22 protein-coding genes are annotated in these 23,445 nt (G+C 71.6%); 9 read left to right on the forward strand and 13 right to left on the reverse strand.

The features are described 5' to 3' along the window. The first annotated feature begins 253 nt into the window (after window positions 1–253). A complete protein-coding gene (locus ACWCPW_RS10035) occupies window positions 254–901 on the forward strand; it encodes a nuclear transport factor 2 family protein (RefSeq protein WP_449761081.1) in 648 nt (215 codons plus the stop codon). Here ACWCPW_RS10035 and map read toward each other — a convergent pair. The 4 genes from map to ACWCPW_RS10055 all read right to left on the reverse strand — a co-directional run bounded on the left by map (window position 784) and on the right by ACWCPW_RS10055 (window position 5,626). Next, the gene (gene map, locus ACWCPW_RS10040) at window positions 784–1,551 is read right to left on the reverse strand and encodes a type I methionyl aminopeptidase (protein WP_449761082.1); all 768 of its coding nucleotides are present in this window, start codon (window positions 1,549–1,551) and stop codon (window positions 784–786) included. The two genes, ACWCPW_RS10035 and map, sit on opposite strands and share 118 nt — an antisense overlap. 337 nt (window positions 1,552–1,888) lie before the next feature. Beyond that, on the reverse strand, window positions 1,889–3,388 hold the full coding sequence (locus ACWCPW_RS10045; protein ID WP_449761114.1) for an MFS transporter: 1,500 nt from the start codon (window positions 3,386–3,388) through the stop codon (window positions 1,889–1,891). 434 nt (window positions 3,389–3,822) lie between these two features. After that, the gene (locus tag ACWCPW_RS10050) at window positions 3,823–4,833 is read right to left on the reverse strand and encodes an NAD(P)/FAD-dependent oxidoreductase (protein WP_449761083.1); all 1,011 of its coding nucleotides are present in this window, start codon (window positions 4,831–4,833) and stop codon (window positions 3,823–3,825) included. Window positions 4,834–5,119: 286 nt separating this feature from the next. Next, window positions 5,120–5,626: a MarR family winged helix-turn-helix transcriptional regulator gene (locus ACWCPW_RS10055; RefSeq protein ID WP_449761084.1), complete on the reverse strand. Its 507-nt coding sequence runs from the start codon at window positions 5,624–5,626 to the stop codon at window positions 5,120–5,122. A gap of 391 nt (window positions 5,627–6,017) precedes the next feature. Here ACWCPW_RS10055 and ACWCPW_RS10060 point away from each other — a divergent pair, with 391 nt between their 5' ends. Continuing rightward, a complete protein-coding gene (locus ACWCPW_RS10060) occupies window positions 6,018–7,172 on the forward strand; it encodes an MFS transporter (protein WP_449761085.1) in 1,155 nt (384 codons plus the stop codon). 94 nt (window positions 7,173–7,266) lie between these two features. On the opposite strand, the gene ACWCPW_RS10065 is transcribed toward ACWCPW_RS10060, so the two are convergent. Beyond that, window positions 7,267–7,653 (reverse strand): MmyB family transcriptional regulator, encoded by a 387-nt coding sequence (locus ACWCPW_RS10065; RefSeq protein WP_449761086.1) that lies wholly within the window; start codon window positions 7,651–7,653, stop codon window positions 7,267–7,269. A gap of 296 nt (window positions 7,654–7,949) precedes the next feature. Then, entirely contained in the window at window positions 7,950–9,077 is a 1,128-nt protein-coding gene (locus tag ACWCPW_RS10070) for a MerR family transcriptional regulator (protein WP_449761087.1), read from the reverse strand. A 187-nt stretch (window positions 9,078–9,264) separates the two neighbouring features. Here ACWCPW_RS10070 and ACWCPW_RS10075 point away from each other — a divergent pair, with 187 nt between their 5' ends. Beyond that, window positions 9,265–10,248 (forward strand): hypothetical protein, encoded by a 984-nt coding sequence (locus tag ACWCPW_RS10075; protein WP_449761088.1) that lies wholly within the window; start codon window positions 9,265–9,267, stop codon window positions 10,246–10,248. 280 nt (window positions 10,249–10,528) lie between these two features. Then, window positions 10,529–11,122: a permease-like cell division protein FtsX gene (locus ACWCPW_RS10080; RefSeq protein WP_449761089.1), complete on the forward strand. Its 594-nt coding sequence runs from the start codon at window positions 10,529–10,531 to the stop codon at window positions 11,120–11,122. A 208-nt stretch (window positions 11,123–11,330) separates the two neighbouring features. Here ACWCPW_RS10080 and ACWCPW_RS10085 read toward each other — a convergent pair whose 3' ends face one another. Further along, window positions 11,331–11,828, reverse strand: coding sequence for a MarR family winged helix-turn-helix transcriptional regulator (locus ACWCPW_RS10085; protein ID WP_449761090.1), 498 nt, complete (start codon window positions 11,826–11,828; stop codon window positions 11,331–11,333). Between the two features lie 66 nt (window positions 11,829–11,894). Between ACWCPW_RS10085 and ACWCPW_RS10090 the strand changes: the two genes are divergently transcribed. Next, window positions 11,895–12,602, forward strand: coding sequence for a class I SAM-dependent methyltransferase (locus ACWCPW_RS10090; RefSeq protein ID WP_449761091.1), 708 nt, complete (start codon window positions 11,895–11,897; stop codon window positions 12,600–12,602). Between the two features lie 317 nt (window positions 12,603–12,919). Here ACWCPW_RS10090 and ACWCPW_RS10095 read toward each other — a convergent pair whose 3' ends face one another. The 3 genes from ACWCPW_RS10095 to ACWCPW_RS10105 form a co-directional block, all read right to left on the reverse strand. Continuing rightward, window positions 12,920–13,351 (reverse strand): ester cyclase, encoded by a 432-nt coding sequence (locus ACWCPW_RS10095; RefSeq protein ID WP_449761092.1) that lies wholly within the window; start codon window positions 13,349–13,351, stop codon window positions 12,920–12,922. Between the two features lie 554 nt (window positions 13,352–13,905). Then, window positions 13,906–14,484 carry a hypothetical protein gene (locus ACWCPW_RS10100; protein ID WP_449761093.1) on the reverse strand — a complete coding sequence of 193 codons (579 nt, stop codon included), beginning with the start codon at window positions 14,482–14,484 and terminating at the stop codon, window positions 13,906–13,908. Further along, entirely contained in the window at window positions 14,481–15,110 is a 630-nt protein-coding gene (locus ACWCPW_RS10105) for an RNA polymerase sigma factor (protein ID WP_449761094.1), read from the reverse strand. The genes ACWCPW_RS10100 and ACWCPW_RS10105 overlap by 4 nt, the downstream gene beginning before the upstream one ends. Before the next feature lie 254 nt (window positions 15,111–15,364). Here ACWCPW_RS10105 and ACWCPW_RS10110 point away from each other — a divergent pair, with 254 nt between their 5' ends. Continuing rightward, window positions 15,365–16,027 carry an NADPH-dependent F420 reductase gene (locus ACWCPW_RS10110; RefSeq protein WP_449761095.1) on the forward strand — a complete coding sequence of 221 codons (663 nt, stop codon included), beginning with the start codon at window positions 15,365–15,367 and terminating at the stop codon, window positions 16,025–16,027. 468 nt (window positions 16,028–16,495) lie between these two features. Next, window positions 16,496–17,359 (forward strand): YwqG family protein, encoded by an 864-nt coding sequence (locus ACWCPW_RS10115; protein WP_449761096.1) that lies wholly within the window; start codon window positions 16,496–16,498, stop codon window positions 17,357–17,359. A gap of 94 nt (window positions 17,360–17,453) precedes the next feature. On the opposite strand, the gene ACWCPW_RS10120 is transcribed toward ACWCPW_RS10115, so the two are convergent. Next, complete coding sequence (locus ACWCPW_RS10120) at window positions 17,454–17,825, reverse strand: hypothetical protein (RefSeq protein WP_449761097.1); 372 nt, start codon at window positions 17,823–17,825, stop codon at window positions 17,454–17,456. Between the two features lie 188 nt (window positions 17,826–18,013). On the opposite strand from ACWCPW_RS10120, the gene ACWCPW_RS10125 reads away from it, so the two are divergent. Further along, complete coding sequence (locus tag ACWCPW_RS10125; protein WP_449761098.1) at window positions 18,014–18,685, forward strand: TetR/AcrR family transcriptional regulator; 672 nt, start codon at window positions 18,014–18,016, stop codon at window positions 18,683–18,685. A 108-nt stretch (window positions 18,686–18,793) separates the two neighbouring features. Here ACWCPW_RS10125 and ACWCPW_RS10130 read toward each other — a convergent pair whose 3' ends face one another. After that, a complete protein-coding gene (locus tag ACWCPW_RS10130; RefSeq protein WP_449761099.1) occupies window positions 18,794–21,046 on the reverse strand; it encodes an MMPL family transporter in 2,253 nt (750 codons plus the stop codon). 305 nt (window positions 21,047–21,351) lie between these two features. Here ACWCPW_RS10130 and ACWCPW_RS10135 point away from each other — a divergent pair, with 305 nt between their 5' ends. After that, window positions 21,352–22,113, forward strand: coding sequence for a TetR/AcrR family transcriptional regulator (locus tag ACWCPW_RS10135; RefSeq protein WP_449761100.1), 762 nt, complete (start codon window positions 21,352–21,354; stop codon window positions 22,111–22,113). 139 nt (window positions 22,114–22,252) lie between these two features. Here ACWCPW_RS10135 and ACWCPW_RS10140 read toward each other — a convergent pair whose 3' ends face one another. Further along, complete coding sequence (locus tag ACWCPW_RS10140) at window positions 22,253–22,954, reverse strand: 2-phosphosulfolactate phosphatase (protein ID WP_449761101.1); 702 nt, start codon at window positions 22,952–22,954, stop codon at window positions 22,253–22,255. Between the last annotated feature and the right edge of the window lie 491 nt (window positions 22,955–23,445).

Here is a 23,445-nt window from a genome sequence, read left to right on the forward strand (position 1 = left end):
GGCGCTCGAACCCTTGCGGGGCCCTGCCGGCTCGAGCGGCCGAGCGCGATCCGGTGGAAGGCCGGTCGACCCGGCGGTCGCCGCCTCGGTCGAGCCCGCGGCGCCGGGTCCTTCCGGAGGGCGCCTCGATCGGACCGGTTCGCCGGGCCGGTGGTGCTGCCGGCCCCAGCGGGCATACATCGTTGGCGCCGCCAATGGATTTGGATATAGTTGGCGACGCCAATGTTGGACACGCCAATGAAAGAGGGATGCCATGTCCCCGAACACCGCGATCGACGACCGCATCGAGATCGCCGACCTGTTCATCCGTCTCGCGCGCCTGCTCGACGAGCGGCGGTGGGCGGACGTGGGCACCGTGTTCGCCGACGACGTGGCGGTGCACTCGCCGCGCGGAGGCGAAGTCCGGGGCCTCGACAACGTCGTCGGCTACCCGCGCCGGGCCGAGGTCGAAGGGGAGTTCACCCAGCACCTGACCACCGACGTACTGGTGGACGTCGACGGCGACCGGGCGGCCGCGTCGGCGAACTCGCTCGTGTACTTCCACCGCGAGGCCCGGGCGCCACATCTGACCAGCGGCCTGCGACTGACCTGCGCCGTGGTACGAACGCCGGCGGGCCGGCGAATCCGCGACTATCGGATCAAGCCCGCTTGGACGCAAGAGAGTCGACCTCTCCCGCGGGTTCGTGTCGAACACGCGGGTCGGCGTGCGAGTGGTCGGCGCGGGGACGGTGCGCCGTCCGGATGGTCAGGGCAGGGTCAGGATCCGGGGCCCTCCTCCGTTGATCAGGGCAGGGTCAGGATCCGGGGGCCCTCTTCCGTGACGGCGACCGTGTGCTCGATGTGGGCCGCACGGCTGCCGTCCACGGTGTACAGGGTCCAGCCGTCGGGGCCGACGCGGTAGTCGTCGTGCCCGCCGGCCATGAGCATGGGCTCGATGGCGAGGGTCAGGCCGTGGCGCAGGGGGAAGCCGCGGCGGGCGCGTCCCCGGTTGGGAACGTCGGGGTCTTCGTGCATGCGGCGGCCGATGCCGTGGCCGCCGAAGTCCGCGGGCATGCCGCAGCGTGCCGATCGGGCGACGGCGCCGATGGCGTGCGAGATGTCGCCTATGCGGCTGCCGGCCTTGGCCGCGGCGATGCCGGCGTCGAGAGCGCGTTGGGTGGCGTCGATCAGGTCCACGTCGGCGGGTCGTGGGGTGCCGACGATGAAGCTGATGGCGGCGTCGCCGGTCCAGCCGTCGAGTTCCGCTCCGCAGTCGACGCCGACCAGGTCGCCGTCGCGCAGACGGTAGTCGGTGGGGATGCCGTGCACGATGGCGTCGTTGACCGACGTGCAGATCACCGCGGGGAAGGGGGTGGGGGCGAAGGAGGGCAGGTAGCCGAGGAAGGGCGAGCGCGCCCCCGCCTTACCCAGGACGGCGCGGGCCGCCTCGTCCAGTTCCCGCAGGGACACCCCGATGCCCGCGGCTTCCCGAGCGGCGGCGAGGGCGTGGGCCACCACGCGCCCGGCTTCCCGCATCGCGTCCAGGTCCGTATCGGTCTTGATCTCCACCATGTCCCGCGACTCCATGTCTCACGTGCGAATCCAATTCTTATACCGGTATTAGTATCACGCCCAAGGCGGGAAGTCCTGCGCCCCCTCCGCGCGCGGTGCGGGAGGCGCGTCCGTGGTGTGCGGCGCCACCGCGGGTGGATGTGCGGGCTGGGGCGTGTCTTCAATCCCCCGCCGGGCAGCCGGCCCGCGTTGGAGCGGAGGCTCTCGTCGGGAGCACGTGTGGCCGGCGGTTCCACGCGCGACCCGGACGGCGTCGGTGCGGTGGCGGCCATGGGTGTGGTCGCGAATTCCGTGGCCGTGTGCGGTTTTCGGGCAGTCGAGTCGGCCGGTTCCCGGATCAGTGCGGCGATGTCACGGCGGTGGTGGTGGCGGCCGGTTCCGGCATGTCGGGTGTGCGGACCGGGCGCCGGGGGCCTCGGGCGAGGATGTACAGGAAGAGGGCGCCCATCACGATCACGCCTGCCCACATGGCCTGTTGCCATCCGTCGACGAACGATTCCCGGGCGGCGCGGACCAGGTCCTGCGCGCGGGGGCCTGCGGTGTGGGCCGCGTCGATGGCGTTGGCGACGCCTTCGCGGGCGGTGTCGGCGCGGTCCTCGGGGATGCCGTCGAGTCGGGTGTCGATGGCGCTTCGGTATCCGGCGGACAACAACGCACCGAGCAGGGCGACTCCGAGCGCGGTACCGAACTCTCGGGTGACGTCGTTGAGGGCGGACGCCACGCCTTGGCGCTCCTGGGGCAGGGAGCCGGTGATCGCCTCGGTGGACGGCGTCATCGACAGTCCCATGCCGATGCCCATGGCGAGCATGCCGGGGAGCACGGACAGGTAGCCGCCGTCGACGGAGACGATGGCGGCCATCAGGGCGAGCCCGGCACCGGCCAGCGCGATCCCGGTGGCCATCGTCGCCTTGGGGCCGATGCGCTCGGCAAGCTTGGGGGCAAGGCCGGAGGACATCATCATCAGCACGGCCATGGGCATCAGCGCCACGGTGGACAGCAGCCCGGACCAGCCCAGGACGGCTTGGAGGAAGGGGAAGAGCACGACGAAGATGCCCGCCTGGACTCCGAAGACGGCCAGGAGCGTGATCGAGCCGCCGGCCAGGCCGCGTTCGCGGAACAGGCGTACGTCCAGGAGCGCGGCGTCACGGCGTCGCAGTTCCCAGGTCACGAACGCGACGCAGGCCACCGCGCCGACGGCGAGACCGATGAGGGTCTCGGGTGCGCCCCAGCCCCGCTCGGGGCCTTCCTGAAGGAAGAAGATCAGCCCGACCACGGCGACGACGGAGCTGAGAGCACCCGTGAAGTCGAAGGAATGCCGGGAGATGTCACGGGAGTTGGGGACCGAACGCACCGCCATGACGAGTGCGACGGCGACGAGGACGACGGGCAGTACGAACAACAGGCGCCAGTTCGCCACGTCCACCAGGGCCGCGGAGAGGAACATGCCCAGGACGCCACCGCCGCCGGCGACGCCGGTCCACACGCCGATCGCTCGGCCGCGCTCCTCCTCGGGGAAGGTGGAGGTGATCACGGCGAGGGTGATCGGCATGATCATCGCCGCCCCGATGCCGCCGAGTACGCGCGCGGCGAGCATCACCTCGGCGGAGGGCGCCAGTCCGGCCGCGGCGCCGGCGAGGCCGAACAGGGTCAGGCCGGCCACCAGCATGGGCTTGCGACCCAGGCGGTCGCCGAGGGCACCGAGCGGCAGCAGGAGCGCGGCCAGGCTCAGGGTGTAGATGTTGATGATCCACAGGATCGTGCCCTGCGACGCGTCGAACTCCACGGCCAGGTCGGGTTGGGCCACGTTGAGCCCGGAGACCGAGGCGATCACCGCCATCAGCGCGACGCACACGGCGATCAGGATCGTACGGCGCTGCCGCGCGTCCGGCGGGCCGCCGGGGACGGGGACGGGGGCGGAGGCGGAGGCGGAGGCGGAGGCGGAGGCGGAGGCGGAGGCGGAGGCTGGGGCGGGGAGGCCGGATGGGCCGGTGCTCGCCTGCGCGGATCGGTCGAAGTTCATGGTTCCTCTCCATGGGCATGCGTGCAGGACGCCGCTCGAAGGGCATGCGGGGTGCGCGGCTCGGAAGGGCGCACGCGGGACACGGCACACGGCTCCAAGCACATGCGGGTGCGGCTCGGAAGCGTGCGTGCGGGACTGGGCTCGAGAGCGCGTGCGAGATTCGGCGCTGTCCGGGTACGAGGCGCCGGCGTGGTGGCTGCCGGCGCGGGCGCCGCGAAAGGTCGTGCGGGTTCCGTGGAGGGCGGGGTTTCTCAGGCGACGGTGCGTGCGGCCCGGAGAGCGGCGTCGGTGTCGGCAGCGGCGAGGTCGGCGTTCATGCGGGCGCCTGCCAGAGCGCCGGCCGCTGCGGAGGCGCCGACCTGAGCGGTCGGGTCGGTGGCGTTCCCGGCCACCCACACGCCGGGAATCCCGGTGGTGCCGGCCATGCCGGTCGCGAAGTGGCGCCCCATACCGTCGGGCAAGTCCCGCATCGGCAGCCCCAGTTCCTCGAGGCCGTCGGTACGGGCCCGCATCCGGGTCGCGACCGCGAGGACGCGACGGGGCACAAGCCGGCCGTCGGCCAGGCGTACGCCCTCGATGGTCCCGTCCTCGGCGGTTTCGATCGCGGTCACGGCGGTGTCGACGACGCGGATGTCGCGTGCGGCGAAGCGTGCCCGGGTGTCCTGGTCCAGGTCGGTTCCGCGAGTGAAGTAGACCAGGTCGTCGGTCAGTTGACGGAACAGCAGCGCGTGATGGACCGAGGCCGGGCCCACCGCCGGGATCCCGATGGGTTCGTCGCGCACCTCCCAGCCGTGGCAGTACGGGCAGTGCACCACGCCGTGGCCCCAGTGCGCGGCGAGCCCGGGGATGTCGGGCAGCTCGTCGCGCAGTCCGGTGGCCACCAGCAGTCGGCGGCCCCGCAGGGTGCGGCCGTCGGCGAGCGTGACGGTGAAGCGCGGGTCGCCTTCGGCGGAGGCAGGGGCGGTGGCGGGCGCGGCCGAGATCACCCGCCCGGTCACGACCAGGCCGCCGTAGCGGCGGACCTCCTCACGCCCCCTGTGCAAAAGCTCGGCCGGCGGCGTGCCGTCCAGGCCGAGCAGGCCGTGTACGCCCTCGGCGGGCGCGTTGCGCGGGCTGCCACTGTCGATGACGACGACCGATCGGCGGGAGCGGGCAAGCATCAGCGCACCGTTCAGGCCCGCGGCGCCGCCGCCGATCACCACGGCATCCGCGGTCGTGCTCGGCAGTCGGTCGGTCGTGTAGGCCGCAGTGGTCACAGACATGGCGTCGTCCCCTCTCGTTGCTCACTCCGTGCGTTCTCGGAGTGCCATGCGAGCAACGCTAAGCCCACCTTGCGATAAAGGCATGTCAACTTGCCTATAACGCAAGACTCGGTCGAGACGGGCAGTCCGGCCCGCGGAGGCATCCGCACTCTCCGCCCGCGCGTGGCGGAAGGCCGGCCGCCGGCGGCGTTCCGGCCCGCGCCCGCCGACCCCGCGCCCGCCGGTCCGGTCGACTACAGGGCCGCGGGCCGCCCGAGAGCGCCGGGAGCGACCGCCCCGGCGGCCGTCATTTGATGCTGGTGTCGCCGAGGGCCTCGAGCACCTGCCGGAGGCTGTCGGCGGACTTCTCGACCAGATCCCGGTCCACGTCCGCGAGCAGCCCTGTATAGCTCTCCAGATGGTCGGCGAACAGGGCCCGGGTGACCTCGTGCCCGTGCTCGGTGAGGTGGATCTTGACGGTGCGCCGGTCCTCCCCGTCGCGCACCCGTTCCACCAGGCCCTTGGCCTCCATCTTGTCGATGCGGTTGGTGATCGTGCCGGAGGACACCATGGACGCCTTGAGGAACGTCCCGGCGGTGAGGGCGTACGGCGGCCCGGAGCGCTGCAGCGTGGTGAGGACGTCGAACTCGCCGACATCCAGGCCGTGTTTGACGGCGGTCGCCTTGACCGACTTCTCGACCACCAGGGCCAGCCGCTGGATGCGCCCGAAGAGCTCCACCGACCAGAGGTCGTCCACCACGTCGGGGCGCTCCTCGGCCCACTGACCGATGATCGCGTCCACGGCATCGCTCATCGTCGTCACGCCTCTCGATACAGACTCTCTCGGTACGGACTTTCTCAGTAGGAACTCTACCAGTAATAAGTCTCTTAGATTCGAGATACTTGACTCTGGGAGAGTCGAATGCTTGTATCTGGCTACTGAGATTGTCGAATCCGAGCGACGGGAACATCCGGCGTCCGAGCCGACCTCCCACCGAGCCGCCCGAATCACTCTCCCGGCTTCACCGCTGCCCCCCACCGACGACCGCCGACCACCCCGCCTTCCGGAGGCTGCCGTGTCCCCGCACGCCCAAACCCGTCCCGGCCCGCGCCCCACCGCACCGACGAAGCCCCTCGCCTCGGCCCTCGGCCGGCCGGCCCTCCGGCCCTCCGCCGCCGAGCCCGCTTCGCGCCCAGTACCGGTCATGTGGCTGGCGTTGCTGGCCACCCCGATCGCCGCAAGCGCCAACAGCCCGGTCCTGATCCTCCCCGACACGGCCGACTCGCTCGGCGTCCGTACGGCCACCGCGACCTGGCTCGTCACCGTATTCGCCTGGGCCATGGCGGTCGGCACCCCGCTGATGGCGAACCTGCTGCGCCGCCGCGGCCTGGGCACCACGCTCAAGCTGAGCGCCGTCCTGATCGTGACCGGCACCGCGGTCCTCGCCGCGGCCCCCTGGCTGCCGGTGGCCATGGCGGGCCGGGCCGCCCAGGCCGCGGGCGGCGCGGGCCTGGTCACCGCGGCGATGAGCCTGGCCGGCTCGGTCCGCCGGATGGGCGTGATCACGGCAGGCTTCGGAACGCTGGGGGCGGTCGGCCCGCTGCTCGGCTCGACCATCGCGGACGTCGCCTCGTGGCGGCTGTCCATGGCCGTCGGCGCGATCGCCCTCCTCGCCCTCCCGGCGGTCCTGCGCCGCGCCGACTCGTCCGCGCCTCGGCACGGCACCCCGTTCGACGGCCGGGGCGCCGCCCTGCTGGTCCTGACCGCGACGGCGCTGGTACTCGTCCCGCGCTACCCGCTCCCCGCGGTGGTCGCCTCACTGGCAACGGGCGCGCTGCTGGCCCTGCACATCAGGTCCGATCCCACGGGCTTCGTACCGGCGGCGCTGCTGCGCACCCGCGCGTTCGTCCTCTCCGCCGTGCTCGCCTGCGCCTTCGCGACCTCGTACTTCACACTGCTCTTCACCGTCCCGCAGTTGCTGCGCGACCGCACCGACTGGTCGGCCTCCACGATCGGCACGAGCCAGTTGGCCGCCCTCCTCGCCGGTTCGGCGCTCGCCATGCTGCCGACTGCCGTCTCGGCCCGGATGAGCCGCCCCCGGGTCCTGACGATCCTGCTCACCGTCGGCGCGCTCGCTCCGCTCACCGCCGCCCTGACCCCCTGGGCGCCGCTGCTCCTGTTGGTCGCGACACTGGCCGTGTTCACCGCGAGCGCGGGCCAGGCCACGCTCGCGGTGTACGCGACCGCGGCCGCGCCGGCCGCCCAACGCCCCACCGCGATAGGCCTGTTCAACCTCTGCTACCAGCTCGGTGGCGCCTTCGGTCCGGCGATCGCAGCCGCGATCACCCTGGGCGGCTGAATCCCCGCCCTCGATCCGCCCCGCGACCGGAACGACGGGCCTCCCCGCGACCGGAACGACGGGGCGGCCCGGTGTGCGGGTGGAGGGTTCGACGTCAGCGCGTGCGCAATCGGTCCAATGCCGCCCGGCTCTCGTCGTCCGCGGCGCGGTAGATCACCAGCCGCTGGTCCGGATCCTGGAGTGGCATGAGCACTTCGAAGTGCACTGCGATCACACCGACCGCGGGATGCCGCAGCTCCTTGCGCCCGCGGCCGTTGACCTTGACGTCCCGCTCGGCCCACAGGCGCGCGAATTCCTCGTCCCGCGTGATGAATTCGGCGATGAGGTCGGTCAAGACCCGGTCCTGCGGATACGCGGCCCACGCGGCGCGCAGGTGGGCGATGCCCTCCCGCACGACGCGTTCGCGGTCGACATAGAGCTCGCGCGTCTGCGGATGCGTCAGGCACAGCCACATCGCATTGCGCCGCGGCAACTGGTCCACCTCGACGAGGCCGGGGCGATCGAACTCGGTTTCCCGTACGAGATGTTCGCCGGCGACGTGGCTCGCACGCCGATCCGCGGCGGCCTGAAGGTCGGAACCCGCCGCTGATCCACGGTCGAGGGCGGTCCCGTGCGGACCGCCCTCGACCGTATGCGGCCCACCACGCCCCGCACCGAGGTGGACACAGCGCGCTCCGAGGGGCCCGATGCGGCTGATGGGCCGGACCGGTCGGCCCGCGGTCGACGTCCACCGGTTCCGGCGGGCCGGCTCCCCGTGGCGTTCTCACGCACGATGGTTCAGGTGACGAGGAGGCGGAGGCCGAGCTCCGCCGCGTCGAGGGCGACGAGTTCGCGGTTGCGCTCGACCCACCGGCCCGAGGAAAGGTCGTCGCGGAGTCTGCCCACCGCGCGCCGCTCGGCCTCCGGCCCGACTCTGGTCCAGATCGAAATCGCGCGGCGCACATGTTCGTCCAGGTACGCCTCGGGGCGGCGCCAGTAGGCCTCGAGGAAGCCGTCGGCGCAGTCCCACGGGATGAGCACCGGCTCCAGGCGGGCCCCGATCGCTCCGGCCAACTCGACCACCGAGGGCCGGCCGGCGATCAGGCCGGCGACCTCGGGCAGGTAGTCGCGGGTGAGCCAGAACCGGTGAAGCCAGCCGGTGTCACTGGCGTCGTGCGTGAACACCACCACGCGGCGGGCCACCCGGCGCATCTCGCGCAGCCCGGCGATCGGGTCGTGCCAGTGGTGAATGGTGCTGAACGCCATCGCGGCGTCGAAGGACTGGTCCTCGAACGGGAGGCTCTCCGCACTGGCGGCCACACACGGCGCCGCGCCCGCGGGACGCTGTGCCCGCATGACCGCCGACGGTTCCACCGCCGTGACGTCGCGGTCGGGCGGCTCGTAGGAGCCGGTGCCGGCACCGACGTTCAGTACCGTCCGCGCGTGCCCGAGCGCTTCCCAGACCCTCGCGGCGATCCGCGGCTCGGTGCGCCGCGTCGCCGGGTAGGCGGACCCGATGGCCTCGTACAACTGCGCGCCGAACACCTTCAGTTGCTCCTCCGGCGTCGTTCTGATCCCCATTGCCCGTGCCTCCAGTTCCCTGTCCATGGCCGTCACCATGGCCTCGGCGCGGTCGCGCTGTTCCGCCAGCAGGCCGCGCAGCCGGTGCAGATGCGCGACGGTGTCGGTGGTCGGGTCGTCGACCAGATCCGCGATCTCGCGCAGTCCGAAGCCCAGCCGCCGATAGGCGAGTACCTCCCGCAGCCGCTCCACGTCGCCCGCGGAGTAGGCCCGGTACCCGGCCGCGGTCCGCGCGGACGGCCGCACGAGGCCGATCTCGTCGTAGTGATGCAGCGTGCGGACGCTCACGCCGGCCAGCTCGGCCACACGTCCCACGGTCAGGTGCTCTTCCACGCCACCGACCATGCGGCATGACGCCACGTGAGGGTCAAGCACCTGGCTCCGATACCGCCCGCTGCGTGGCTGCGCCGCCGCGGGTTCACCGTCGCGTGATGGGTGATCGGTTCCCGCGCGGCATCGAGGCGGTTTCCCCGACATTCGTTCGTATTCGGGCTCATACTCGACGCACGGGTGTTCTCGGGGGAGGAACGCGATGCGGTTGCGGCGGCTCAGGGCACGGGTGGGACTGATCACGGTGTGCACGTCGATGGCGTTGATCGGCACCACGTCGTGCGGCTATCTGGGGCTCGACGAGGGAGGCGACCGGAAGGCGGGCGTCGAGGATCCGGTGATCGGCTACGCGATCGGGCCGATCAAATTCTCGATCTCGACGCGCGGGAAGATCTCCATTTCGCTGGGCGCCCGTTGGGTCACGCCGGTGGGCACGTTCAGTGTCGACGAAGGTGTCGACTACTCGAAGAAGACCGCCGGCAACGAACTCGTCGTGGTGATCAGGCACAAGGAGGACGGCACGGTCAAGGAATCCGTCTTTCGGGTCGCCGCCGCGAAGGGGCTTCGGGTGACGATGGAGGGCAGGGTGGTCCAGGAGTTCTCGCCGGGGCGAGTGCTCATCGAGGCCGATCCGGGGACCGGCATCACCATCGATTCCACGGGTGGCGGTGCGAGCCCCGGGGCGAACCCGAGCGGCGGCACCCGGCCGAGCGCCCGCGCGAGCGCGAGTCCCAGCGGCGGCACCCGGCCCGCGACGAGTCCCCGGACCGGCGCGAGCAGCCGCACGAGTGGCAGTGCGCAGCCGACGGCCCGCCGGCTGCCGACGGATTTCGCCGCGGGATGGCGCGGGTCGGCACTGAGTACCTCCACCTACACCGTCGCCCTGCGCCTACAGGTGGGCCAACCCGGAAGCATCGTCGGCGAGTCGGAGTACCCCGGAATCAACTGTTCCGGCACGCTCACTCTGGAGACCGAGGACCGAGCGGCCATCCGCAGCGACCGGATCGTCCTGCGCGAGGACATCGTCCGAGACCCGAAACAGGTCTGTACTCGGCGCGGTTGGATCGTGCTCACCAAGGCACCCGGCGGCAAACTCAAGTACGACTACTACACGGTCTTCCCGAACACCGGTAACGCCGTGGTGCATTCGGCAGGCCTGCTCACACGCGGCCCCACCTCGAACTGACCGATGGCCGATCCGGCGCCCAAAGCCGCGCGACCGCCCCTTTCGGAGCCGGCGCGCGCCGGGGAGGAGGTGGGGCGGCGGCCGGTCGACGGCGGCGATGTACACGACGGCGTCCCCGGCCTCGGCCGGATCACCCGACCGGTCCCCGCCGGCCTTCTGCCGCGCGCGGTTCGCTTTGGCTTGTCGTACTTCGTCGGACCGACCCGCGAGCGGCGGATGGTTGCGGTGGGAGAGTTGCCAACTACGCTCGCTGCCAGGCACGTTCATGACGGGGGCGGACATGGCGAATCGGATCACCTCGCGCGCCGGCAGGGTCGGCATCGGATGCGCGGCAACCCTCTTGGCGGTCACGGCGGTAGCCGCGTGCTCCGGTGGCGGCAGCGGGAAAGCACCTCCGAAGCGGGCGGGGGCCGCTTCCTCGGGGGTCGCCGGGTCGGCCGGGTCCGGCTCCGACGGCGCGAACGAGGAAGCGCCCTCCTGGGGCACGGACAACCTGCCGCCGGGCGTCGACTTCTGGGCCGGCAAGGCGGACCTGGCCGTGTTCCTGTGCCGGGCCTCCGATCCGAAGACGGGCGGCTGCTCGAACGGCGCCGTCACCAACGCCCAGCGCGAGGAACTCCTCGCCGCGCTCAAGGCCATGCCGCAGGTCGAACACGTGTACTTCGAGGACCGGCAACAGGCATGGGAGTTGTTTCGCGCACAGAGCGCGAACAACCCCCTTCTCCTCGGCGCCACCACCGCCGAGCAACTCCCGGAATCCTTCCGCGTCAAGCTCGAGGACCCCACCACCGTCACCACCGTGGCCTCCGCGTTCGAGGGACGCCCCGGCGTCGCCTCGACCACGAGGCGCGCTCCCTCCGCCGGACGCGACTGACGAACTCCGCGGTCACCCCGCGATCGAACGCTTCCCGGGACGCCCGGCCCCGGTACCCGTCGGCCGCCCCTCGCTCTCGCCGTCGTGACCATCCGTGGAATCGCCCGACCGACGCCGCGAACGCCTACGCCTCACCCACCGGTCACCGATACCGAGCGGCAGGTCGCGCGGGACACCGTCCGTGCCTCTGTCGCGGTAAATCCGCTGTTCACCGCGGAGGTTGAGGTGCGGGCACGCCGTCGCATCCCGGCGCGGGTGTGCCGCGCAGGCGGGCGGTGACCGTGGCGATGGTCGCCGTGAACCCCGCCAGGTGAGTCTCGGGGATGTCGGCGAACAGGGCGGCGGCCATGCCATCGCGGCCTTCGCGCAGGTGGGTGACGACGGCGGTGCCGTGGTCGGTGAGCCGGACCATCGTGGCGCGGCGGTCGGTGGGGTGGGGCACGCGTTCGACGTGGCCGTCGGTTTCGAGCGCGTCGAGGAGGCCGGTGACGTTGCGCGGAGTGACGTCGAGGGCGTCGGCGAGGGCGCGCTGGGTCATCGGGCCGTGGTGGAGCAGGACCCAGAGGAGGCGGGCGCGGGCGGCGGTGAGGCCGTGGGCGTCGATGCCGTGGGTCATCAACCTGCCCAGGACTTCGGCGAGTTCGAACAACCGGTCCAGCGAGCCGTCCGCCCTGGCCTTTGCGGCGTTATCGTGAATAGAGTTCACTATGTACTCCCTCCTACATCAAGGATAGCGGCCGGATGGCGGCGGCTGGGAAGGTGGTGGTCGATCGTGCACGAGACGAAGGCGTCGGCGAGGTCGGTGCGCAGGCCGGTGTTCGCGCGGTTCTATGCGAAGGTGGCCGGTCCGGGTCTGGAGAAGGCGGGCGTCGGTGAGCATCGCGGGCGGTTGCTGGACGGCCTGAGCGGTGAGGTGCTGGAGATCGGCGCGGGGCACGGCGCGAACTTCGTGCACTACCCGGCCTCGGTGGCACGGGTCGCGGCGGTCGAGCCGGAGCCGCGACTGCGGGCGCTTGCGGTCGAGGCCACCCGGGCCACCGCGGTCCCGGTCGACGTCGGCGACGGCGTGGCCGACGAATTGCCGTTCGAGGACGAGTCGTTCGACGCGGTCGTGTTCTGTCTGACGCTGTGTTCGGTGCCGGACCCGCATGCGGCGCTTCGGGAGGGGTTCCGGGTGCTGCGGCCGGGCGGGCAACTGCGGTTCTTCGAGCATGTCCGGGCGAACAGTGCGCGGATGCGGCGGGTGCAACGGGTGGCGGATGCGACGCTGTGGCCGCTGCTGTGCGGGGGCTGTCATACCGGACGCGACACCGAGGCCGCGATCCGCCGGGCCGGCTTCACCGTCCCCGAGTTGGACCGCTTCGCATTCCCCGACACCCGGGTCCCGATGCCCGCCGCCACTCACATCCTCGGCACCGCTGTACGTCCACCGGCTCCGGGTGACGGTGACCCGGGCGCTTCGCGGGAGGGCGAGGCGTGAGGATCGGGGCTGCGGAATCCGTCGAGGACGCCGGTCGGACCGTCGGAGACGCGGGCGGGGACACAGCCGCGGACGCGGACGTGTCCCCGGGCGGACGTACCGTGCGTGGCGTCGCACCGTGCGTGATCGACCGACCGTTCGAGCGGACCCACGAAGACCGCGGACCTACGAAGCCGCGTTGAACGCACAACGGCGCCCACGCACGGTGAACGGCGCGCCGCCGGTCATGCGGCACCGCCCGCGCCGCACACGCGTCCGCCGTGTGCGCCCGTGCCTGTCGTAGCGGACGGTTCGAGCCGCCCGCTCGCGCCGCCGACTCAACCCGCGGTTGCGGGCGCCAGCCCCAGTTGATCGAGGAATGCCAACTGGTCGAAGTACAACCGATAGTCCACGATCCGTCCGTCCTCGACCGTCCCGGCGTCGCAACCGTGGATGCGGACCGGTTTGCCGGTCGCCGGGAGCATCTCGCCGTCGGGGAGCTTCAGCGGGCCGGTGTTGGTCCCGTGGAACCATCCTTCGTCGATTGCGGTATCACCCACTTCGTACTCGTGTTCATATTCGAACTCACCGTCCGGTACCGCGACGGCGAACTCGATCATGTACTCCGCGATCGCGTCACGGCCGCGGAAATTGCCTTCCGGCGTCGTGGCCACGGCGTCTTCCGCGAAACAGTCTGCGATGGCCTTGACGTCCTTGGACTTGGTCATCGCCTCGGTGAGCCGGTCCATGGCCTCACGTGCCTGTCCCATGACCTACCTCCTGCAGGTTCGGCCCCCACCACCATGATCCTCCCCTCGACCCGCGGACCACCGCCCCACCGCGTGATCCCCCCGACGGGGACGTCGTCAGACCCGGCCGGGACGAGGGAGCCGGCCCTGACGGATCGGCGGAGCCCAGGTGCGTCCGCGAGCGCCCGGCGGGCGGACGCAGCCACGTCCGCGAGTCCGCGCGGATGCGGCGAGCGCATCGGGGCGGGCGGACGCCATCCGCCAAGCCTCCGGCCCACGCCGCGAGACAGGCCGCCCGGGTCCGTGCGACGGACGCGGCCGCGGCTCGGCCAAGAGCTGATCGCGCCGATCAGCGTCTTGGCCGGACCACGGTGGCGCCTGGTCGCGCACTCGGTCAACCGAGCGTGTCCCCGGCCGCGTCCGGCGCGGCATCCTCGGTGGCGAGGGCCACGCACGGCGCCCCACACACCCGACACCCGGCGAAGCCGCCGGTGCCGTGCCCGCCGGATGCGGCGGAGTCGTTCGTGCCGCTCGCTCGGCCGGATTGCCGCCGACGCCGCCGACCCTGCGGGACTTCAGTTCGCGGGGACGGGAACGAGTACGCACGGGGCCACCGGTCCGGTGGCCAGGCGCGCGCGGTCACTGCTCACGTGGGTCCGGGCGTCGTTCCGGTAGTGGATCTCGAGCACGAGGGTCCGGCCGGCGGCGATCCGGTCGGGGTGGAGCCGCATGTATCCCTCGGCACCCTCGGTCGGCGCCTCACTGGTGAACAGCAGGGGGTCGAACTCGGCGAAGGCGGCGCGGGGTTCGGCGCACTGCCGGTTCAGCGGCACGAAGTCCACGACCGCGTCGACGCCGAGGTCCCGGAGGCGGTCTCGGAGCCCGGCGGGGTCGGTGTACTCCCGCACGCGGACCGTGATCGAGCCGTCCTGCTCGCGCTCCACCGCGTACGCCGGTGACGTGGCGCCGCCGCCGACGACGACGGGTACGACCACGGCCACGGCGGCGCCCATCGCCACCGCGATCGCGCCGGTGATCGTGGCCTTGCGGCGGCGGCTGATGCCGGGCCGGGGAGCCGGCGTGGCGGCCTTTTCCGCGACCACTCCCCTGAGTTCGGTCAGGAGCTGCTCTTGGAAGGGGCTCCGAGTGTTCATCGAGTCTCCATCGTGGGTGTCGTCACGGCGCAGGCCGTGGGGGTGGGGGTCGGGGTGGAGCGGGACGTGACCACCGCGGCGGTCGGGGCCGCGGTGCCGGCGACGTTGCGCAGTGTCCTGCGGGCACGGTGCAGGCGCACACGGGCGGTGACCGGGGATATCCCCAGCGCGGCCGCGGCCTCGCTCACCGACAGTTCGTCGATCGACATCAACTCGATCACCGCCCGCTGCCCCTCGGGCAGTGTCGCGAGCGCGTCGAGCGCACGACGACCGGAGGCCTCGGCGTCGATGCGCTCCTCCATGCGCGCGATGTCGTCGTCGTCGAGTCGACGCCGGCCGGCACTGCGGTGGGTGGCACGCAGCTCGCGCGCGGCCCTCCGGTTCTCGTTCTGTACGACGTTGCGGGATACCCCGTACAGCCAGGCGAGCTCGCTGCCCTTGTCCGGGCGGTAGGTGTGAGCCGAGTCGACCACGGCCAGGAACGTCTCCGCGGTGAGGTCGGCCACGGTGTGCGGGTCGTCGACCCGTCGCGCGACGAAGCGTGTCACCGCCTCGAAATGCCTGCGATAGAACACCTCGAAGGCGGCCGGATCACGACCGATCCGTGCAAGGTCGTACGCACCCATGTGGCGTGTCCCTTCGTTTGCTTTCCCCTACTTGGCCCCGGCTCCGGAAGGCGTTACAAGAACAGCGCACCCGCGCCGACGCCCCCGGCCCGGCACCCGGCACCGCGTGACCGTCCCACCGGCCGACACACCACAGGCAAAACCGATGCGCCGCTCGCTATTCGTGCGGCGAATCCGGCGCGTCGGGGAATGCCATGCCGTCCCGCGGGGTTCCGGCATGCGCGACACCCGATACCGCACGCACTGGAGAGTTCATGAAGATCGGCATCATCGGCGCCGGCAACATCGGCGGCAACCTGACGCGTCGGCTCGCCTCCTTCGGACACGAGGTGTCGGTGGCCAACTCCCGCGGCCCCGAGACGCTGACGGCCCTTGCCGAGGAGACCGGCGCCACCCCCGTCACCGTGGCCGAGGCGGCCCGAGACGCCGAGGTCGTCGTGGTCACCGTCCCGCTGAAGAACGTGCCCGACCTGCCGGCCGGCCTCCTCGACGAAGCCGCCGAGGGCTTCACCGTGATCGACACCAACAACTACTACCCGCAGCAGCGCGACGGCCGGATCGCCGCCATCGAGGACGAGGGGCTGACCGAGAGCCGCTGGGTCGAGAAGCAGCTCGGGCACCCGGTGGTCAAGGCCTTCAACGGCACCTACGCCCAGGACCTCCTGGAAAGGCCCCTCCCGGCCGGCCACCCCGACCGCATGGCCCTGCCGGTGGCGGGCGACGACGAGTCGGCCAAGAACGTCGTACGGGCCCTGATCGACGAACTCGGCTTCGACTCCGTGGACGCGGGCGACCTCGACGACTCCTGGCGCCAGCAGCCGGACACCCCCGTCTACGGCCTCCGCGCCGGCGTCGAAGCGGTCACCAAGGCCCTGGCCGAGGCCGACCCGGAGCGCAAGGAATCCTTCCGCGGCTGAGGCTGGTCTCCCACGCGGCGCAACTCCTCCCGCCGCCGGGTCCGTGCCGCCGCATCCACGAGGTCACCCCGCCTCGTTCGGTTCTTCGGGACGGGTGTTCACGGAGAAGGTCGCCCGCTTCGGAGTCGAGGACCTCGGCAGCGGCGAGGAGATCCGGAAAGACCTTCGCCTCGCCTCAGCACACGGGCCACGCGTGTCGGCGTCATCGCGCGCCCAACCCTCTCGTCACCGTGGCCGCGCGGGTGCCACAACCTCGCCTCACCGGTGGTGCGTCGCCGGTGCGGGCGACCACCGTGACCGACCACGTGTCGTTGTCACCGGGGATCGTCAACAGGGCGAAGGTGCCGAACGGCGTGTACGGCGCGCCTCGACGCCCGGGCTGCCGAGGGCCGGTGAAGTAGCGGGGACAGTGGGCGAATCCGCCCTCCTCCGGCACCGGTGTCGGCGGCACGCTCCATCATGGCTCGCATGACCGACGATCGATACTCGCGGCTCGCGGCCGAGCATCTGCCCGGAGATCTCGCCGAGCGGTGGACCGCTCTGCTGCGTCCATGCGTGCGTCTGCGCCGGGCGGCGGACGGCGAGCAGGCCGTCGCCGCCCTCGGCGGGGAGCCGGAACTGCCCGCCGGGGCCGACTGGCCACAGTGGCCGGGCCAAGGCCCGCTGTCCTTCATCGCATCGGTGCGATGCGCGCTGCTCCCCCGCGACGGATTGACCTCCGACTTCCCGCACGACGGGACCCTGCTGTTCTTCTACTTCGACGGCCGGGGCGACGATGCCGACGAGGGCGCGTTCGTCTCCCCCGACGACCCGCGGTCGTGGGCCGGGGCCCAGGTGCTCTACATCCCGGAGGACACGCCGATCTTCCGGGCGAAGACACCCCGCGGGCTGGAACCGTACGCGCGCGTGGAGTTGGCTGCGCTCGTCGAGGAGAGCGCCCCCGACCTGTGGCTGCCCCGGGTCCGGGAAGCCCTGCTCGGCGACGGCGGGCTCTGGCCCGACATGCGCGAAACCCCTGCCCCGCTGCGGCCGTTCATTCGGGCGTTCCGCCGGCTGAACGGCTACCTCGACCACCGGATCGGCGGCCACGCCGTGCCGGTGCAAGGCCCGGTGGAGTACGACATCGCATGCGGGGTGCTCGGCAACTCTCCCTCGTGGGGCACCCCCGTCCTGGACCGGGAAGCCGAACGCTGGGTCCTGCTCGCCCAGTTCGACAGTGACAGCGACGCGCAGACGATGTGGGGCGACGCCGGCGCCCTCTACTGGCTGATCCGTCCCGAGGACCTCGCCGCCCGCCGCTTCGACCGGGCACGGCTGACGGCGCAGTGCTAGGCGGCCCGTCGTGAGCCCAGCCGGGTGGTCCGTCGTGGACCCGGCCGGGGTGTTCGGTGCGTTGGTGGGGTGGGCTCCGCCGCGCGGGCCGTGCTCAGCGTCGGCGGGCGCGGTGGAGGGTGAAGATCAGTACGGCGGACGCGGCGACGATCAGGCCGACGAACGCCGGGTGGATGTCCTTGGACAGGCTCTGCGCGCCGTCGGGCCGCACCAGCCACACGGTGAGCGGGATCGCGAACGCGACGGTCACGAGTACGGCTCCCGCCCGCACCGCCCGGTCGCGAACCCGAGCCAGTGCGCCGACCAGGGCCACCACGACCGGCACACCCGCGAGCAGCGCGAACTGGCCCAGGACCATGATCGGAACCGCCCACGCGGAGACGGTCACCGCCCGCGGAACGCGCCGGGCCGCCCCGGTCTCGGGTGACGTCGGCGAGGCCGACACGACGTTCGACGGAGCTGACATGACGCTCTCCTCGTATGCGAGTGGTCGGGCGTACGGATCCCGAGGAACCGCACCGCGAAGCCCACTTAGATGATTTGCCGTTCGTTATAAGTTATAACTTCCACGGGCGACCGACGTCAACCACCTGCGTGATATCTTCTAACCACAACTTGACTATGTAGCCGACTGGGTTCGGACAGGGGTACGGCATGGCGGAAACCGGCACGGCGACCCCGCGCGAGCGCTACCGCGCCCAGGTACGCGCGGAGATCAAGCATCACGCGTGGGAACAGATCGCCTCGGCGGGCGCGTCCGCGCTCTCCCTCAACGCGATCGCCAAGCAGATGGGCGTGAGCGGACCGGCGCTCTATCGGTACTACGCCGGCCGCGACGAGTTGATCACGGAACTCATCACGGACGCGTACCGAAGCCTCGCCGACACCCTCCGCGCGGCCGCCCACTCCGGTGGCGACATGGCCGCGCTGGCGCACACCCTGCGCGGATGGGCCCTGGCCGACCCTCAGCGGTACTTCCTCATCTACGGCACCCCCGTCCCCGGCTACCACGCGCCCGAAGACGTCACCGCCATCGCGGACGAGATCCTGGTGACTCTGCTCGACGCCTGCACCGCGCTGCCCCCGGACACGCGTGCGACGCCGTTCGACGCGCACCTCGAAGACCATCGGCACTGGGCGGGCGACCATCCCGCCTCGTCCGCCGTCCTCCGCCGGGTCCTGGCCTTCTGGACCCGGCTGCACGGCGTGCTCTCCCTGGAACTCGCCGGACACTTCACCGGAATGCGGTTCGACCCCGCCCTGCTGTTCGCGGCCGAACTGGAAGACCTGCTGAACCCCGGTGCGGTGCCTCCCGGTCACGGGTGAGCGAGCACCCGGGCTCCGGACCCGGCCGGGTGACGGCAAGCGCGAGACGACCGTGCCCGCCTCCGAGGACGGCGGAGGCGGGCACGGTGCGGCAGCGGTCCCGCGTGGTCAGACTCCCGCCGAGTCCTTCTCGGAAGAGGCGCCGGCGCCCGACGGGGTCGCGGCTGCGGTCGCGGCCACCGGCGCCGGGCCGGCTTCGCTGAGCCCGAATCGGTCGTGGAACCTGCGCAGCGGGCCGGGCGCGTACCAGGCCGAACGGCCGAGCAGGCGCATCGCCACGGGCACGAGTACGCCGCGTACGGCGACGGCGTCGATGAGGATGGCCAGCCCGGTGCCCAGGCCGAACATCTGCATGAAGCCGACCTCGGCCGTACCGAAGGCGAAGAAGCTCACCGCCAGCAGGGCGGCCGCCGCGCTGACGATGCGTCCCGTGTGCCCGAGGCCGTTGACCACCGCGGACTCGGTCCCCTCGCCCAGGTCGTGGAGTTCCTTGATCCGGCTGAGCACGAACACCTCGTAGTCCATCGAGAGACCGAAGGCGATGCAGAACATCAGCACGGTCATCGAGGTGTCCATCGGCTGCGGTGTGAAGCCGAGCAGGGAGGCCATGTGCCCGTCCTGGAAGATCCAGGTCATGGCGCCCAGGGCCGCTCCCAGGCTGATCAGGTTCAGGACCAGCGCACGCAGTGGTTGCACGACGCTGCCGGTGAACAGGAAGAGCAGGAGGAAGGTGGTGACGGCGACCAGGGCCACCGCGATCGGGAGTCGGCCGGCGATGGAGTCCTTGGAGTCCACCAGTTCGGCGTCGGATCCGGAGACCAGGGGGCGCGTCCCGGCCGGCGCCGGCAGCGACCTCACCTCGGCGACCAGGTCCTGGGCGGCGCCGGACTTGGGCGTCAACGCGCTCACCACGTCGACGCGCTGGGCGTCGGGGCGGCCCAGGGCCGTATTGCCGGGCCCCGGCGCGGTGGAGCGTCCGCCGACGTAGGTGCCCGTGGAGGCCGAGACGCGGACCACGTCCTTGTGCTTGGACAGTTCGGCGGCGTACGCGGCCAACGGGGCCTCGCCCACCGGCCCGTCGAGGACGATGTGGACGGCTGCGGCGTCGTTGCCGTCGAAGTTCTCCCGCAGCGCGGTCGAGACCTGACGGGCCTGCGCGTCCTCGGGCAGCACCCGTTCGTCGGCCGTACCGAAGCTGATCCCCAGGAGCGGACTCGCGGCCAGCAGCAGCACCGCGAGCACCGGAATCGCGGTGAGCGCGGGACGTCGCATGACGGTGCCGGCGATCCGGCCCCACAGCGGCACCCGGGCGTCGGTGCGCCCGAGCTTCGCCCACGGCATCCGTCCGCTGTTGACCTTGTGCCCCAGGAGGGCCAGGACGGCGGGCATCACGAACAAGGTGGCGGCCGCGGCGACGATGATGACACCGACGCCGGCGTACGCGAACGACCGGAGGAAGAACTGCGGGAACACCAGCAGCGATCCGAGCGCGGCGGCGACCGTGGCGGCGGAGAACGTGACGGTGCGGCCGGCGGTGCGCACGGTGTGCCGGACCGCGTCGTCCACCTCGGCCCCCGACGCGAGTTGCTCGCGGAACCGGCTGATCATCAACAGGGCGTAGTCGATGCCCAGTCCGAGGCCCAGAGCCGTGGTCAGGTTGATCGCGAAGATCGAGACGTCGGTGACGCTGCCGAGGACGGCGAGGACGGCGAACGTGCCCAGGACCGCGATGGTGCCGATCAACAGCGGCAGCAGCGCCGCGACCACGCTGCCGAAGACGACCAGGAGCAGCACGAGCGTCAGCGGCACGGCGATCGCCTCGGCCAGCACGAGGTCCTTGCCGGTCTGTGTCGCCAGTTCGTCGGCCACCGCGGTGGCCCCTCCGGCACGGACGGTGAGCCCGTCCCCGTACCGACCGGTGTAGGTGTCGACGATGCTCTTGACGTTCTTTCCCTGCTCCGTGTCGTCGCCCTTGACGTGGGCGAGCACGATGGCCTCGCGGCCGTCCTTGGAGCGCAGGTTCGGGTTGTCCGTGTCCCAGTACGAGATCACGTTGTCGAGCTTCCGCTCCTTCTTCAGGTCGGCCACCAGGGCTCGACCGCTCTGTTTCGCGGCGGGGCCGTCGACGCCGCCGTCGGAGGGGCGGACCAGCAGGACCAGGTTCGGCTCTCCGCCGAACTTCTCGTCGATGACCCGCCCGGCACGGGTGGACTCGGAGGCCGGATCGTCGAAGCCGCCCCCGCCCAGCAGCTTGCCGAATGCGCCGAAGCCCACGACACCCATGAGGACCACGGCCAGGGCCGCGACCACGAGTACCGCCTTGGGCCGGCGAACCACCAGCTCGGCTATGCGGTCGAACACGCACTCTCTCCCTTGCACTCTCACTGCGTAAAGACATGACGAAGGTCGGAACGACCTGATGGGGGTGGGCCCCGGCGTCCTTCCGGTCAGGGGAGGCGGGGCGTCCGGGGCGGTGCCGAGGAGGCGGAAGAGACCGCTCCTCCGCGTCCATCGTGTTTCGCGTACCGGGGACGGGATGCGATGTCGTTCTCCCCGTCGCCATGGACGACATTAGTGAGGGACAAGAATCTTTGGCAGTGTTAGATTTTCTTCACAGAGTGCGGTTTTTGGATGCGGTACCGGAAGGTTCGTCGTACGGTCGTCGCATGCCTCCAGCCGAAGCCCCAGCGGCCGTGCCCACCCTGCGCCAGCGGCGCCGGGCCGTCGCAGTCCAGGAGATCCTGAGCGCCGCCGAGAGCCACATCGCCGAACACGGACCCCACTCGTTGTCCCTGCGAGCGGTCGCCCGGAGCCTCGGCATGACCGTGCAGGCGCTGTACCACTACTTTCCGAGCCGGGACGACCTCGTCACCGCGCTGATCACCAAGGCGTACGACGACCTGGCCGACGCCGTGCAGGCCACGGTCGACGGCGCGCACGACGCGTCCATGCCGCGCCTGGTGGTGGCGGCCGAGGGCTACCGCCGATGGGCCATCGCCAATCCCGAACGGTTCCAACTGATCTACGGGGCCCCGTTGCGGCACTACCAGGCGCCCGCCGACGGTCCCACCACGCAGGCGGTTCGCCGGATGAGCGCGATCTTCCAGCAGGAACTGTTCGCCGGGCTGACCACCGAACAACTGGGCGCCGCCGACACGCCCGCGCTTTCGCCCGCGCTCCGGGGACACCTGGAAGGCCTGCCGCCGGACGGGCTGGGAGATCTACCGCCGGCCGCGGCCGCCCTCATCCTCAGCTCGTGGGGGCACATGCACGGCCTCGTCGCCCTGGAGGTGTTCGGGCACACCGCGTTCATCGGCACGCACCAGGCCGAGGTCTTCCGCATCGCGATGCTCGACATGTACGAGGACGTGCACCGCCGAATTCCGGCCGTCGAAACGGGCGTTGCGCCGTCGGAACCGACGACCTGACCGACCGGCGAGGCTCGATGCGCTGCTCACGGTGGGGCGAGGGAGTCCGGTCCGCGTACGGCCGGCCCGCGCGCGTCCGGCGCCGCGTACCCGACCGGGCGCCGGCTCTCGCACGGCGGGAGTCGGACCTCGCCTCGGATCAGATCGAAGCGTCGCCGGTCGGCGAAGGCACGGCGCACGGGCGGAGAACCATGAGCGAGTCCGCCGAGGTCGCCACCATGGCGAAGGGGAACCGGTCGAGTTCGAGACAGAGTGCGACGTCGTCGGGATGGGCTCCCGCACGCACCCCCTCCGTCAACTCGGCGGCGGCGCGCGACTCGCGGGCACGGCGGAGGAACTCGGCCGCATCCGTGCCGGCTCCGGTGGCCCGGCGAGCGATGTATCGAGCGCAGGCCAGATCTTCGTCGGCCTTCCCGTCGTCGCCGGTGACCACGAACGTGACGCTCTCACACTCGCGTGTCCGCAGGAGCCGAGCCGTCGCCTCCGCCACCACGAAGCTCGCACACAACACCAGCGACGCCTCCTTGACGGCGAGGGCACCGACCGTCCCCGCCGTCGTCTTCTGCACAACGGTCCGTCCGCCGAGGTCGATGGACCGCAGCAGGCCCGGCGAGTTGACGGTGTCGAACCCGGGCGCGGGCGGACCGTCCTTGAGCGCCACCCAATCCGGATGGCGAGCCTTGAGCGCCAGGGCTTCGGCCGGCGACTCGGCCAGAACGATCTTCTCCGCCCCCTGGGCGAAGGCCCAGGCAGCCACCGTGAAAGCACGCATGACGTCGACCACGACCGCCACGGACGGGGGTTCGACCAGCTCGGCGATGCCGAGGAAACGAGCGTCCATCCGGCGATGATCGCGCATACCCGCCCCCGGCACCGCCTACAGCCCGAAATGCGCAGCCGCTTACGCCAACGGCTCGTGGTTGACCCGGATCGCCTCGTACGGCTACCGGCCCCGCCGGCGCTTGATGGGGTCGAGGGCCCCGGGCATGGAGAAGGTCGCGTTCAGGGCGTCGAGGTCGGCAGGCGCATCTGCACGATGACACGGGCAGCCGCCGGCGGGGCGTGGTCGTCACCCGGGACACGGACGTCGTGCCGGGCCGTGGCAACCGTCCGCGGAAACCGGCGGGTTCCCCGACCGGCCGTTCCCCCGTCACCAACCGGCGGCCACCCCGGCACGGTCGATCGGAATCGAGATGCCGGTGTGCGTCCGGCAGGCCAAGGACACCTGGCCGTCGCTTATTCGGCGTAGGGCTGGTCGGTTCCCGGGGCGCTGTAGCCCAGGCTCCAGACGTAGCCGTCGGGGTCGGCGAAGGTGGCGCCGTATCCGCCCCA

Source organism: Embleya sp. NPDC001921 (assembly GCF_053594475.1).

What these genes read in the sequence shown, in the direction of transcription:
- ACWCPW_RS10035 (WP_449761081.1), top strand. Translation starts at nt 254, where the DNA reads ATGTCCCCGAACACCGCGATCGACGACCGCATCGAGATCGCCGACCTG.
- map (WP_449761082.1), bottom strand. Translation starts at nt 1,551, where the DNA reads ATGGTGGAGATCAAGACCGATACGGACCTGGACGCGATGCGGGAAGCC.
- ACWCPW_RS10045 (WP_449761114.1), bottom strand. Translation starts at nt 3,388, where the DNA reads ATGGCGGTGATCGCCTCGGTCTCCGGGCTCAACGTGGCCCAACCCGAC.
- ACWCPW_RS10050 (WP_449761083.1), bottom strand. Translation starts at nt 4,833, where the DNA reads ATGTCTGTGACCACTGCGGCCTACACGACCGACCGACTGCCGAGCACG.
- ACWCPW_RS10055 (WP_449761084.1), bottom strand. Translation starts at nt 5,626, where the DNA reads ATGAGCGATGCCGTGGACGCGATCATCGGTCAGTGGGCCGAGGAGCGC.
- ACWCPW_RS10060 (WP_449761085.1), top strand. Translation starts at nt 6,018, where the DNA reads ATGTGGCTGGCGTTGCTGGCCACCCCGATCGCCGCAAGCGCCAACAGC.
- ACWCPW_RS10070 (WP_449761087.1), bottom strand. Translation starts at nt 9,077, where the DNA reads ATGGTCGGTGGCGTGGAAGAGCACCTGACCGTGGGACGTGTGGCCGAG.
- ACWCPW_RS10075 (WP_449761088.1), top strand. Translation starts at nt 9,265, where the DNA reads ATGCGGTTGCGGCGGCTCAGGGCACGGGTGGGACTGATCACGGTGTGC.
- ACWCPW_RS10080 (WP_449761089.1), top strand. Translation starts at nt 10,529, where the DNA reads ATGGCGAATCGGATCACCTCGCGCGCCGGCAGGGTCGGCATCGGATGC.
- ACWCPW_RS10095 (WP_449761092.1), bottom strand. Translation starts at nt 13,351, where the DNA reads ATGGGACAGGCACGTGAGGCCATGGACCGGCTCACCGAGGCGATGACC.
- ACWCPW_RS10100 (WP_449761093.1), bottom strand. Translation starts at nt 14,484, where the DNA reads ATGAACACTCGGAGCCCCTTCCAAGAGCAGCTCCTGACCGAACTCAGG.
- ACWCPW_RS10105 (WP_449761094.1), bottom strand. Translation starts at nt 15,110, where the DNA reads ATGGGTGCGTACGACCTTGCACGGATCGGTCGTGATCCGGCCGCCTTC.
- ACWCPW_RS10110 (WP_449761095.1), top strand. Translation starts at nt 15,365, where the DNA reads ATGAAGATCGGCATCATCGGCGCCGGCAACATCGGCGGCAACCTGACG.
- ACWCPW_RS10115 (WP_449761096.1), top strand. Translation starts at nt 16,496, where the DNA reads ATGACCGACGATCGATACTCGCGGCTCGCGGCCGAGCATCTGCCCGGA.
- ACWCPW_RS10120 (WP_449761097.1), bottom strand. Translation starts at nt 17,825, where the DNA reads ATGTCAGCTCCGTCGAACGTCGTGTCGGCCTCGCCGACGTCACCCGAG.
- ACWCPW_RS10125 (WP_449761098.1), top strand. Translation starts at nt 18,014, where the DNA reads ATGGCGGAAACCGGCACGGCGACCCCGCGCGAGCGCTACCGCGCCCAG.
- ACWCPW_RS10135 (WP_449761100.1), top strand. Translation starts at nt 21,352, where the DNA reads ATGCCTCCAGCCGAAGCCCCAGCGGCCGTGCCCACCCTGCGCCAGCGG.
- ACWCPW_RS10140 (WP_449761101.1), bottom strand. Translation starts at nt 22,954, where the DNA reads ATGGACGCTCGTTTCCTCGGCATCGCCGAGCTGGTCGAACCCCCGTCC.